This is a genomic window from Bacteroides faecalis (assembly GCF_003865075.1).
Classification (GTDB): domain Bacteria; phylum Bacteroidota; class Bacteroidia; order Bacteroidales; family Bacteroidaceae; genus Bacteroides; species Bacteroides faecalis.
This window is the reverse complement of sequence record NZ_BHWB01000017.1, coordinates 36,060-48,997: the sequence shown is the minus strand read 5'-3', so window position 1 is coordinate 48,997 and position 12,938 is coordinate 36,060. Positions and strand designations below refer to the sequence as shown.

At 39.6% G+C, this 12,938-nt stretch carries 12 protein-coding genes; 7 read left to right on the top strand and 5 right to left on the bottom strand.

Features of this window, described 5'->3' with window-relative positions; genetic code table 11:
* Positions 1-32: 32 nt before the first annotated feature.
* Together hydE and EJF25_RS20040 are read right to left on the bottom strand one after the other, a co-directional pair.
* Positions 33-1,076, bottom strand: a complete 1,044-nt coding sequence (hydE, locus tag EJF25_RS20045; protein WP_125042440.1) for a [FeFe] hydrogenase H-cluster radical SAM maturase HydE — start codon at positions 1,074-1,076, stop codon at positions 33-35.
* Positions 1,057-2,526, bottom strand: coding sequence for a 4Fe-4S dicluster domain-containing protein (locus tag EJF25_RS20040; protein ID WP_125042439.1), 1,470 nt, complete (start codon positions 2,524-2,526; stop codon positions 1,057-1,059). Before EJF25_RS20040 ends, hydE begins: the two co-directional genes overlap by 20 nt.
* Positions 2,527-2,725: 199 nt before the next feature.
* On the opposite strand from EJF25_RS20040, the gene EJF25_RS20035 reads away from it, so the two are divergent.
* From EJF25_RS20035 to EJF25_RS20025, 4 genes are all read left to right on the top strand, one after another.
* Positions 2,726-3,883, top strand: a complete 1,158-nt coding sequence (locus tag EJF25_RS20035) for a glycosyltransferase (protein WP_125042438.1) — start codon at positions 2,726-2,728, stop codon at positions 3,881-3,883.
* Positions 3,871-4,890, top strand: coding sequence for a lysylphosphatidylglycerol synthase transmembrane domain-containing protein (locus EJF25_RS20030; RefSeq protein WP_125042437.1), 1,020 nt, complete (start codon positions 3,871-3,873; stop codon positions 4,888-4,890). The genes EJF25_RS20035 and EJF25_RS20030 overlap by 13 nt, the downstream gene beginning before the upstream one ends.
* Positions 4,891-4,973: 83 nt before the next feature.
* Positions 4,974-5,135 (top strand): hypothetical protein, encoded by a 162-nt coding sequence (locus tag EJF25_RS25175; RefSeq protein ID WP_200832948.1) that lies wholly within the window; start codon positions 4,974-4,976, stop codon positions 5,133-5,135.
* 102 nt (positions 5,136-5,237) lie between these two features.
* Positions 5,238-5,786 (top strand): NUDIX hydrolase, encoded by a 549-nt coding sequence (locus tag EJF25_RS20025; protein ID WP_125042455.1) that lies wholly within the window; start codon positions 5,238-5,240, stop codon positions 5,784-5,786.
* 444 nt (positions 5,787-6,230) lie between these two features.
* On the opposite strand, the gene EJF25_RS20020 is transcribed toward EJF25_RS20025, so the two are convergent.
* Positions 6,231-6,950: a murein L,D-transpeptidase catalytic domain family protein gene (locus EJF25_RS20020; protein WP_125042436.1), complete on the bottom strand. Its 720-nt coding sequence runs from the start codon at positions 6,948-6,950 to the stop codon at positions 6,231-6,233.
* Positions 6,951-6,993: 43 nt separating this feature from the next.
* Positions 6,994-8,010 (bottom strand): L,D-transpeptidase, encoded by a 1,017-nt coding sequence (locus EJF25_RS20015; protein WP_370685732.1) that lies wholly within the window; start codon positions 8,008-8,010, stop codon positions 6,994-6,996.
* A gap of 260 nt (positions 8,011-8,270) precedes the next feature.
* On the opposite strand from EJF25_RS20015, the gene EJF25_RS20010 reads away from it, so the two are divergent.
* Positions 8,271-8,543 (top strand): co-chaperone GroES, encoded by a 273-nt coding sequence (locus EJF25_RS20010; protein ID WP_125042434.1) that lies wholly within the window; start codon positions 8,271-8,273, stop codon positions 8,541-8,543.
* Positions 8,544-8,585: 42 nt separating this feature from the next.
* A complete protein-coding gene (gene groL, locus EJF25_RS20005) occupies positions 8,586-10,223 on the top strand; it encodes a chaperonin GroEL (RefSeq protein ID WP_125042433.1) in 1,638 nt (545 codons plus the stop codon).
* A gap of 97 nt (positions 10,224-10,320) precedes the next feature.
* Here the strand turns inward: groL and EJF25_RS20000 are convergent, their stop codons facing one another.
* Entirely contained in the window at positions 10,321-11,208 is an 888-nt protein-coding gene (locus EJF25_RS20000) for a helix-turn-helix domain-containing protein (protein WP_125042432.1), read from the bottom strand.
* 180 nt (positions 11,209-11,388) lie between these two features.
* Between EJF25_RS20000 and EJF25_RS19995 the strand changes: the two genes are divergently transcribed.
* Complete coding sequence (locus EJF25_RS19995; RefSeq protein WP_125042431.1) at positions 11,389-12,771, top strand: sugar porter family MFS transporter; 1,383 nt, start codon at positions 11,389-11,391, stop codon at positions 12,769-12,771.
* Positions 12,772-12,938: the final 167 nt, after the last annotated feature.

Below are 12,938 nucleotides of genomic sequence, written 5' to 3'. Positions count from 1 at the left end.
AATTTTCTATTTAAATTTTCAACTCTCGTTTCTCAACCTCTCACGTTGAAGTCTCCTCTGTCAGTCGAAATTTCATAGCCGATGGATTGCAATTGTTTTTGCAAGAGTATTAATCCTTCGGCCGATTCAGCTCCCAGAGAAGCCTTGTTGTTGTATAACTCATATTTTTCCCGTTCTTCGCGTGGCGATAGGTTGGGCATGACTACATTAGCACCTGCTAAGATACCTCTTTCCCGTCCGTCGGGAGCAAGAGTGGCAAGCGCTGTCGTTGCTGGAATCAGTGCTGAAGGGTGCATAAGTCGGAAGATAGACAATAAAAGCAATGTTTGTTCCACTGTTCCATTTGGAAATTGTGCAAAAGGTGTATCATGATGTGGCAGGAAAGGTCCGATACCGATCATTTCCGGACATAACTTTTCGATGAATAAAATATCCTGTATAAGATGTTCTACCGTCTGTCCCGGACTGCCGACCATGATTCCTGTTCCGGTTTGATAACCGATTTCTTTTAAATCCCGCAAACATTGTAGCCGATGTTTACAAGACATTTCAGCAGGATGTAATTGACTGTAATGAATTTCATCATAAGTCTCATGCCGTAAAAGATACCGGTTTGCCCCTGCTTGGAAGAAACGTTGGTAGGCTTCATACGGTTTTTCACCGAGCGATAAGGTGATGGCACAATCGGGATACTGTTTTCGGATCGCCGCTACAATGGTTTCTATCCGCTCATCTGTCAAACCGGGATCTTCTCCACCTTGCAGCACGAAGGTCCGGAATCCAAGTGCATATCCTTCTTTACAGCAATCAAGTATGCTTTCCATACTCAATCGATAACGTTTAATATGAGGATTTCCTTTTCGGATACCGCAATAGAAACAGTTATTCCGGCAACAATTGCTGACTTCAATCAGCCCGCGGATATAAATTTTGTTGCTGAAATGCTGTAGGCTGACCTCTTGTGCCTGCTTATTGATGTGACGCAGAGTTTCCGCGTCACATTTAGTTAGTAACTGTCGAAATTCTTCCGGTTGGAGAGTTTTTTTCTGTCTTAATTTATCGATCCATTGTCTCATAGCTTTCTTTCCGCTTGAGCAACTCTTGTGCCAACTGGCGACGTCCCGAAACAATGTCATTATGTGTGCTAGGACCGGTGATACATCCACCTTCGCACGCCATCACTTCCACAAATTGTCCGGCTATCTTTCCTGTCTTGGCAGCACCACGAAGTACTGCAATATGTTTCTTGTTGATATCTGAAATCTGAATTGCATTGATCTTATCTGCTTCCTCTTTCAGATACGCCTTGACTGCTCCCATTACACCACCAGCCTGAGCAAAGCCATGCGCCTCACGAACAGAAGTCTGAACGACAGAGAACGCTTGAACTTCTTCCAACTGAATATCCAGTCCGTCAAGAATCGAACCAACCTCTTCAAAAGTGAGGATAAAATCTACGGCTTCATCGCGGCGTACTTCTTTTCTTTTGGCAACACAAGGACCGACGAATACGATTTTTGCATCCGGATATTTTTCTTTAGCAATTCTCGCTGCATAGTACATGGGCGAACTGGTGCTTGAAACATAAGGTTTCATGCCGGGAATATGTTTTTCTACTAGTTCAATGTATGATGGGCAGCACGAAGTAGTCATAAATGACTGTCCTTCTTCCAGTTTTTCCAATAATTCATGTGCTTCGTTACTAGTGGTCATCATTGCCCCTTCGGCCACTTCAATAATATCAGTAAATCCTATTTCCTTGAAAGCTCCGTATACCCGATCGATGGAAGTATGGAACTGGCCGAGAATAGATGGAGCAATGATAGCTACCATCTTCTCACCTTTACGGATACGTTGCAATACATCAAACGTTTGTGAGATTTCGAAGATAGCACCGAACGGACATGCATTCATACATTTTCCGCAGTAGATACATTTACTTTCGTCAATATGTTCAATGCCATGTTCGTCTTTGCTGATCGCTTTTACGGGACAAGCTTCTTCGCAGGGAACAGGGATATATACAATTGCATGATAAGGACAACTCTTATGGCAGATGCCACAACTGATACAAGTATCGTGATCAATCATTGCTTGCCCGTTTTTCTTGAAGCGTATCGCATCTTTCGGACAGTTGATATAGCAACTACGAGCTACACATCCGCGACAAAGATTGCTTATTTCATAATTGATCTGTACACAAGAAGAGCAGGCCTCATCAATAACGCACATGATATTTTCCTTGACTGGTTCCGGACGGTTCAATGCCATTTTTGCATAATCAGAGAGTGGAGTTAGTTCGTCATGTTCATCCGTCATGTCGAATCCCATTAGTGGGAATGTTTTATATTTCCAAACTGCACGTTCTTTGTGTACACAGCAGCGTCCCATTGGTTTCGATTTGCGCGGACTCAGTTCAATAGGAAGACGATCGATTTTTTCCACTAACTGGTCAGTTTTCCAGAGCCTTACAAGTTCAGCCAGCAATTTGTGCCGGACAATCATAATATTATTCGTAAATGCCATATTGTGTTTAAAGGGGTTGTTAGTGTCTGCAAAGATAATTCTTTTAATTCTGAATTTTGAATCTTTATTTATGAAATATTCGCTGGTGGGGAGTTTGTGTTGTAAAATTCCGGGCTTAAAACTCTTATTGAATGTAACATCTTCTTCAAACAAATGTAATGTCTGAGTTGTTCCTTTGCAATCATATTAATAAAAGATAATGATAGGTTTATTCAACGATTGCTTTCCGCCGATTATGGACGGAGTTTCATTGACGACACAAAATTATGCTTATTGGCTGAATAAAAAAGCCGGTAACGTATGTGTGGTAACTCCAAGTGCGCCCGATGCCAAGGATGAGGGAACTTATCCGGTATATCGTTATTCTTCTATTCCTATTCCGATGCGTAAGCCTTATCGATTGGGTTTTCCACGCATTGATTGGCCTTTTCATGCCCGTATTCATAAGCTTTCTTTCGATTTGGTACACGCTCATTGCCCTTTTTCTTCCGGATCGTTGGCAATGCGTATTGCCAAGTCACAGCATATTCCTCTTGTGGCTACATTCCATTCCAAGTATCGTTCTGATTTTGAACGGGCTATCCCCTGTAAAAGTATAGTCGATTATCTGATTCGTAATGTGGTTCGTTTCTATGAAATGGCAGACGAGGTTTGGATTCCTCAAGCTTCTGTTGAAGAGACTTTGCGTGAATATGGATATAAAGGGAAAGTCGAGGTAGTGGATAATGGTAATGATTTTGCTGATGGAGCACCCATAGCAGAGTTAAGACGTGTGGCGAGAGAAATGTTGAAGTTGGGCGATGATGAAATGATGTTCCTGTTTGTTGGACAACATATTTGGGAAAAGAATCTTTCTTTTTTGTTGGATGTACTGGCGCAAATAAAAGAACAATCGTTTCGAATGTATTTTATTGGTACAGGATACGCCGCTTCGGAAATCAAACAAAAGGCACGTGAGCTATCACTCATGGAGAAAACAACTTTTGTGGGAAATATAACTGAACGTGAACGATTGAAACAGTATTATGCTGCTGCCGATCTGTTCCTCTTTCCTTCATTGTATGATAATGCACCGTTGGTAGTGCGTGAAGCTGCTGCTTTACATACTCCTTCATTGATGATTAGGAACTCTACAGCAGCTGAAATCATCTCGGATTCTTCAAACGGCTTTCTGAGTGCAAACAACGTAAATGCTTATGCTGAACGGATTACTGAATTAATTCGGCAACCCCGTCTGATTACCAGAGTAGGAGATGAGGCTTCGCGAACCATCGCCCGTTCTTGGGAGAATGTGGCAGAAGAAGTTTACGACCGGTATATGAACCTAATGATACGGAAGAAACTGTGGAAGCGATAAAGAAACCTTTTAGATTTTCTTATGTGATTATTCCTGTCGTAATCGGTCTTTCGGTAGTAGGGTGGCTGTTTTGGAAGGAATTCAATCCTCAATTATTCTCGGATATTCATTTTTCCTGGAGATTGTTGGGCGGTCTGTTGCTTGCCTTTCTATTTATGTTTGGGCGGGATGGCGGACTGATAACTCGGTTTCGTTATCTTTCTGAAAATACTCTTTCGTGGCGGAAAGCATTCAACGTCAATATGCTTTGTGAATTTACTTCGGCGGTAACACCATCTGCGGTGGGAGGGAGTAGCTTGATTGTTCTTTTTCTGAATAAAGAAGGAATTAATGCCGGGCGAAGCACTGCATTGATGATTTCCTGTCTCTTTTTAGATGAATTGTTTCTGGTGATAGCTTGTCCGCTGGCATTGTTGTTCTTTCCGTTTTCCGAGTTATTTGGAACTGTATCCGTTTTCTCGGAAAGTATCAAATTACTATTCTTTATTGTGTATGGAGTGGTAACAATTTGGACCATTTTATTATATCTGGCATTATTCCATCGTCCCGAATGGGTAAAGCATTTGCTGATTAGTGTTTTTCGTTTGCCGCTACTTCGTCGTTGGAAGAAAGTAGTTGAAGAATTGACGGATAATTTAGTGGAAAGTTCTCATCAAATCAGCGGCAAACCTTTTGTATTCTGGTTGAAGGCGTTCGGGTTGACTTGTTGTGCCTGGGTTTCCCGTTACTTGGTGGTGAATGCGTTATTGTTTGCTTTTACTACGAATGGTAGTCAATTAGTTGCTTTCGTTCGTCAGCTTATTTTGTGGATTGTGATGACTGTCAGTCCTACTCCCGGTGGAAGTGGAATTAGCGAATATATGTTTCAGGTATATTATGCAGACTTTTTCTCTGTTTCAGGAATGGCGCTGGTCGTTGCTTTTGTCTGGCGTATCATTACTTATTATATGTACCTGATTGTTGGGGTTTGTATTATTCCGGGATGGTTAAAGAAGTTCAATTTTTAAGATTTTTGAAATATTCTTGAAAATTTTTTGTAGCTTACATGCGTTATCTTTGTAGTAAGTAAAAAATAAAAGGAGGAAGAGGTATGGATGACGGTCTTTTAGAACAGAGAAATCGATATGCTATGATTGGAGCATTAATGATCATTATTAGCCTTATATTTTTATTCTATATAGGCAGTTCAATGGTCAGCGCAACGAAGAAATATCTGGAACAGGTACAAGGGATAGAGATAACTTGCCAATAATTGTTATTAAGTAGGTAAGTTTTTCTATCTATAATTCATTCTATTGTTTTGTTAGTAGGACGGAAAATCATTATTTTTGCCTAATGATAAATCAAAAAGATGATGGAAGAAAAAGAAAGACCCTGGAAAACAGTCAGTAGCAAATATCTATTCCGCTATCCTTGGCTGACTGTACGCTGTGAAGATATGTTGCTCCCTAATGGAAATCATATTCCTGAATATTATATTCTGGAGTATCCTGATTGGGTAAATACTATTGCTCTAACTAAGGATGGTAAATTTATTATGGTTCGACAATATCGTCCGGGAATTGGGAGATATTGTTATGAACTTTGTGCGGGAGTTTGCGAAAAAGAAGATTCTTCTCCATTGGAATCTGCACAACGTGAATTATGGGAAGAAACTGGATACGGAAAAGGAAACTGGCAAGAATATATGGTGATTTCCGCTAATCCAAGCACACATACTAATTTGACACATTGTTTTCTCGCTACGGATGTGGAGTTGATTGATCATCAACATCTGGAAGCTACGGAAGATTTGACTGTACATTTACTGACCCTGGAAGAAGTAAAAACACTGCTCGAGAATAATGAAATAATGCAGGCATTGAATGCTGCTCCACTTTGGAAATATATGGCCAATATATAATTTACATTCATATTGGATTTTTATGAATTCTCTCTCTATGCTTTAACTCTCCCTGTTTAAAAAAAGAAATTTATCTGCCATCTTACACAATCTGCATATATCTATTTGATATATAATGGTTTAATAGTGTGTAAGATGCTGTTGCAGATTGGTGTAAGATCGTTTATCTTGCACACTTTGTATCGTCCTTATTTGGGTTGTCTGGTTAAACTTAATAATTCTTGTATCACTTATTGAAGACTTCGTTATTGCGTTGTTTCCTTTTCGATATTGTTTCAGGATATTTTTAATACTTGAAACATTCTGTTCCAATACGATGAACACATAGTTTCAAGGCATGAAACAAAGTGTTTCAAGCGTTGGAACTAAAAGTTTCATGGGTTGAAACACTTAGTTTGTACGCTTGAAACTATTCGATTGACCGTATATAAGTTACGAATTGAACTATAAGTTTGATGAGTTGCTACGAGTCGTTGTTTTCAAAAAGTTGCTTTGGGCCAGATAATTGGCATTGTTTGCATAGATAAACATGACACTCCCGTCTTTAATTGTATTAATAATAGGCTTTGTCAAAGTCTGCGGAAGCGCGGGACATCCGAAACTTCTTCCCAAACGCCCGGAAGCAATCACAGAAGGATCGGCATAAGCAGCCCCATGCACTACAATTGCACGTTCTTTTGCCTTATCATTAATACCTTTTTCCAATCCGTTGAGAATAAGTGAATATCCGTTTTTTCCCTGATAAGTGTTTTCTGTCAGATAAAAGCCCAATGAACTTTTGTAAGAACCGGTTTGATTGGAGAAAGAAGTAGCATAATTGTCTCCACTATTTTTTCCATGAGAGACAACAGAACTATACAGAAGCTCTTTCTTGTCAATGTCGAAAACATAAAGTCTTTTTTCAGTGGAAGGTTTAGAGAAATCGATCAGTGTCAGTATCGGTTTTTTCTTTCCTTGAATTCGGTTGTAACCTGCTACTGCTTGACGAAAGGCGATAAAATTGACTGTACCTGCCAATCCCATTTCTTCGTAAAGCTGTTCGCCTGCTGCCAATTCCGATACGGGAAGAGAAGAAAGTACAGAATTATCTTCCCTATTTGTGTTAGAAATATGGCTGATCGGGAAAAAAAGAAGTAAACAACTTAATACGATTTTCTGAAACATGATAGATATTCTATAAAAAACGATGTGGCAAATATAGGAAAATTTATTCCAATACAAAAATAATCGTCTCATTTACAGGGGCCCAGTCAAAAATAAACTTGGCATGTGAGGTCGCATTTCGTACACACATATGTGATCTTGGAGTGGTTCCCAACGACCAACTATATTCTATTTGAGTAGTGCGTGGTGCATTGACAGGTACTCCGTGAATATAAGCTCCGTCAGTGAAACGGCTGGCATAGGGGGCATATCCTCCTGTTTCTATCGAACCATCTTTCAGGAATATCATTTTAACCTTCTTTTCTTGTAGTACAAACATTCCTAAAGGAGTCTCCTGTGCATACGGTGGGCGATGGAGTCCTGTGGTAGAAGGGTTCATACTACGGATCAGCCATTGTCCTTCTCCTGTACGTTCTAGAGTAGCGATATTCTGATTGTGGCGGTCCACGAAAATAGCTTTATTAAATACAATCGTATCACCGATCACTTTTACATACTTTTTAGGAACCATCCATTCATCTCCTGTGAATATGGGTTCTACTTTGACAAAATTTTCTCCATCTTCCAGAAAACGTGCTAATTCGCCGTCCTGTCCGTAACGTTCGGGGATAAGCGTATCTGTCAGCAGATAAAGAGGTATGGATTGGTAACGCTCTACTCCCAGCGTATCTGCAATACGTTTGTAAGCATTTCTTTTATAGTTTTTTACGAGCGGTGCTTCACCGTTCCTATTTTTATAATTTTGAAGAATAGCCCATCGTGACGGTTGTAACTGTATCGTTTCGAGCAAAGCAAGTCGTTCTTTGATTTTATCCCACTGAAAGTCACGAGTTGTATCTTTATAAGGATACGTATCTTCCAGTGTATATTTGTCATACAATAATTCTTTGCTGATATGGATATCTTCTGCGGTAATTTTCTTGATGACAGGTATTTCAATGGTGTCCTGTTTCACAGAATCAGTCGGTGGTATCTCGACAGTAGAAACATCTCCTGTCCGAGAAGTACAGGAGTAGAGTACGCAGAGGGCAATGAATATGCCGATTCTTATTTTCTTCATAATCATACAGTGCATTTATAAACTCGTTCACGAATATATGTTATTATAAGGAATAATCCACATCTTTTGTTTAAAAAGTATAGAACAAATATACTTTTTGCCAGTTGAACCGAATGGACGGTCATTTTGTCAGTCCGTTTCTGCCAAACAAACATTATTATACTTTGGCACACTTTTCGCAATGTCTTTAGCGTCCCGCCCGTTAAAAAGGCGGGTGACTTTTAATTATAAATGTATAACAATATAAAATCAAAAAAACTATGAACATTAAACCGTTAGCAGACAGAGTGCTTATCCTCCCTGCCCCTGCAGAAGAAAAAACAATTGGTGGTATTATTATTCCTGATACAGCAAAAGAAAAACCTTTGAAAGGTGAAGTTGTGGCAGTAGGTCAGGGAACAAAAGACGAAGAAATGGTGTTGAAAGTAGGCGATACAGTTCTTTATGGCAAATATGCCGGAACAGAACTCGAAGTTGAAGGTACAAAATACCTGATTATGCGTCAGAGCGATGTTGTCGCTGTTTGGGGTTAATTAAAATAGTAAACTATAAATTTTTAAATTGTAAATATCATTATGGCAAAAGAAATATTATTCAATATCGATGCCCGTGACCAACTGAAAAAAGGTGTCGATGCGTTGGCAAATGCAGTAAAAGTAACACTTGGCCCGAAAGGACGTAACGTTATTATCGAAAAGAAATTTGGTGCTCCACACATTACAAAAGACGGTGTGACAGTAGCAAAAGAAATCGAATTGTCGGATGCTTACCAGAATACCGGTGCACAACTGGTAAAAGAAGTTGCTTCTAAGACTGGTGACGATGCAGGTGACGGTACTACTACTGCAACTGTTTTGGCTCAGGCTATCATAGCTGAAGGCTTGAAAAATGTAACTGCCGGTGCAAGCCCAATGGATATCAAACGTGGTATTGACAAGGCTGTTGCCAAAGTGGTAGAATCAATCGAAGGACAAGCTGAAACTGTAGGTGACAACTACGACAAGATTGAACAAGTTGCTGCTATTTCTGCAAACAATGATCCAGTGATCGGTAAATTGATCGCTGACGCTATGCGTAAAGTTTCTAAAGACGGTGTGATCACTATCGAAGAAGCTAAAGGTACTGATACTACTATCGGTGTAGTAGAAGGTATGCAGTTCGACCGGGGTTATTTGTCTGCTTACTTCGTAACGAATACAGAGAAGATGGAATGTGAGATGGAGAAACCTTACATTCTGATTTATGATAAGAAAATCTCTAACCTGAAAGATTTCTTGCCTATCCTCGAACCGGCTGTACAGTCTGGACGTCCTTTATTGGTAATTGCAGAAGATGTAGATAGCGAAGCATTGACTACGTTGGTTGTAAACCGTCTGCGTTCTCAATTGAAGATCTGTGCTGTGAAAGCTCCGGGCTTCGGTGATCGTCGTAAAGAAATGTTGGAAGATATCGCTATCTTGACAGGCGGTGTAGTTATCAGCGAAGAAAAAGGTCTGAAACTGGAACAAGCGACTATCGAAATGTTGGGTACTGCTGATAAAGTTACTGTTACTAAAGATTACACTACAGTTGTAAACGGTGCCGGTGACAAAACTGCAATCAAAGAACGTTGTGCTCAGATCAAAGCTCAGATTGAAGCTACTAAATCTGATTACGATCGCGAGAAATTGCAGGAACGTCTGGCTAAATTGTCAGGTGGTGTAGCTGTACTTTATGTAGGTGCTGCTTCTGAAGTAGAAATGAAAGAAAAGAAAGATCGTGTAGACGATGCATTGCGTGCTACTCGTGCTGCTATCGAAGAAGGTATCGTTGCTGGTGGTGGTGTTGCTTATATCCGCGCTATCGACGCTTTGGAAGGTATGAAGGGTGACAATGCTGACGAAACGACAGGTATTGATATCATCAAACGTGCAATTGAAGAACCGCTTCGTCAGATTGTAGCTAATGCTGGTAAAGAAGGTGCGGTAGTTGTTCAGAAGGTACGTGAGGGTAAAGCTGACTATGGTTATAATGCTCGTATGGATGTTTACGAAAACTTGCATGCAGCAGGTGTAGTAGACCCAGCTAAAGTTACTCGTGTAGCTTTGGAAAATGCAGCTTCTATTGCAGGTATGTTCCTGACAACTGAATGTGTGGTTGTAGAAAAGAAAGAAGAAAAACCTGAAATGCCGATGGGTAATCCCGGAATGGGGGGCATGGGCGGAATGATGTAATATCGTTCTTCTTTAGAATAACATATAAAAGAGTTAGAACCGCTTTCCTTGTAAAAGGAAGCGGTTCTTTTTTGTAGGTAATATTCGTTGGCGAAGTTTATCCTTTCTTTGATTTACGGTATTCTCTTGGAGACATTCCCATTATTTTGCTAAATAAACGAGAAAAATAATAAGTATCTTCAATGCCTATTTTATAGCATATTTGGTTGATCTTCATATCTGTTGTATCGAGTAACAGGCAAGCTTGCTGTATTTTGAGTAAATTGAAATAGGTTAGCGGGCTATGGCCCGTCTGTTTCTTGAATAACATAGAAAAGTGAGAAGGAGAATAACCTATTTGTCTGGCAATATCTTCCAGACTTAAATGCTTTTCGATGTTTTCTTTCATATAATGAATGGTTATTTCTTCAATATTCTCATTATCCGGACTATTATTCGTTGCATTGCGATATTGTTGTATATAACGTAATGTTCCTAAATAGAAATGGAACATGGAGAAAGCATACCTCAGGTTTTCAAGGTTATAACTATTCTTTAAAGTATTGAATATTTCCTCGAATAAATCAATTCGGGTATTGATACGCGAGTGTTGTATAGGCTTTATGTCCATCGGACGGTTGGCTTCTTTGGCATAGAATGGTGCTAACGTACCTTTAAAGTGAATCCAGTAAATAGTCCATGGGAAAGATTTGTCGGAAGCATAGGCGTGGGGTACTCCGGCGGGAAGTATAAAATACTGATTGGCAGAAATAGTATATTCTTGATTACCTACCCGGTACCATCCGGCTCCATCTATACAATAAATGAATACGTATTGATTGATAGGTTCATTACGTTCACGAAAGTGATGTTTGGCTTTTGGGTAATAACCTATGTCGGTTATATGTAGCATAGATACCAAAGGATCTTCTTCCATTAAGTCGATAATCATACGGGGAATAACTAGTGCCCTTTCTCCTGAAAATCCATCTTTTAGTTTTATCATAGCTTTTAATTTAAATGGTCGTGCTCCACAAATATATAACATCGAAAACTATTTATCAAGTCCTGTCTGGGAAAATATGTGGAAAAATAAAATAGTCCATCTTTATAAGATGATACTCTATTTTTTCTATTTTTGATTCATATTATTTTTGCAGCGTTAATTAATCTAAGTTCTAGTGATATGAAGAATTATAATAAGAAGTTCGTTTATTTTATCTGTCTGGTCTCAGCAATGGGAGGACTGTTGTTTGGGTATGATTGGGTAGTGATTGGAGGTGCAAAACCTTTCTATGAACTTTACTTTGATATTGCCGATATACCTACAATGCAAGGATTGGCTATGAGTGTAGCATTGTTGGGGTGTCTGATCGGTGCGATGTTAAGTGGTATGTTAGCCGACCGTTACGGACGAAAATCTCTTTTGATGGTTTCAGCTATTATATTTTTGGTTTCCGCTTATGCCACCGGAGCTTTTTCTGTATTTAGTTGGTTTTTGATAGCTCGTTTTTTGGGAGGTATAGGCATCGGTATTGCTTCAGGTCTTTCACCTATGTATATTGCAGAGGTGGCTCCGACTTCAATTCGCGGTAAATTGGTTTCATTGAATCAACTGACTATAGTATTAGGTATTCTTGGAGCGCAAATAGCCAATTGGCTGATTGCCGATCCTATTCCGGCAGACTTTACCAGTGCGGACATTGCTGCATCCTGGAATGGACAAATGGGATGGCGATGGATGTTTTGGGGAGCTGCTTTTCCGGCAGCACTATTCTTATTACTTACATGTTTCATTCCTGAAAGTCCCCGTTGGTTGGCCATGAAAGATAAGGAGAAAAAGGCTGAAAATATACTTTATAAAATAGGAGGGCAAAGTTATGCGGAACAAGAACTTCGTTTGTTGCAAGCGACAACTGCTACCGGAAAAAATGGAGGTGGATTACGGTTATTATTCAGCCGGCCGTATCGTAAGGTATTGATATTTGGTATTGTCATAGCTGTATTTCAACAGTGGTGCGGTACAAATGTGATTTTTAATTATGCCCAGGAAATATTCCAGTCCGCAGGATACTCGCTGGGTGATGTACTTTTCAATATTGTGATAACAGGGGTGGCGAATGTAATTTTTACCTTCGTGGCTATCTATACAGTGGAACGCTTAGGACGTCGCGCACTCATGCTTATCGGTGCCGGCGGATTGGCTGGCATTTATCTGATTCTAGGTACATGTTATTTCTTTCAAGTCAGCGGCTTTTTCATGATAGTACTGGTAGTAATGGCAATAGCATGTTATGCTATGTCTTTAGGACCTATCACCTGGGTATTGCTTGCTGAAATATTCCCCAATCGTATACGTGCTGTGGCTATGGCTACCTGTACATTTGCATTATGGGTAGCTAGTTTCATTTTGACATATACATTTCCTTTATTAAATAGCTTCCTGGGAAGCAGTGGTACGTTCTGGATCTATGGTTTGATTTGTATAGCCGGTTTTTGGTTCCTTCGCAGACTTCCTGAAACAAAAGGGAAATCGTTGGAGGCATTGGAAAAAGAATTAATAAAATAATTAAAAAATAAAGCTTCGTATATCGCAGGCTGATTAAATAAGATTTATACAAGTTTGGTAAATAGATAAGGCAGGGAAAAGCAGATAATCCTTGTCGTGGGGACTCTTTATCTGTTTAGTTATCAAACGATTAGAAAATTGAAAATATGAAATTCTGAAATATGGCA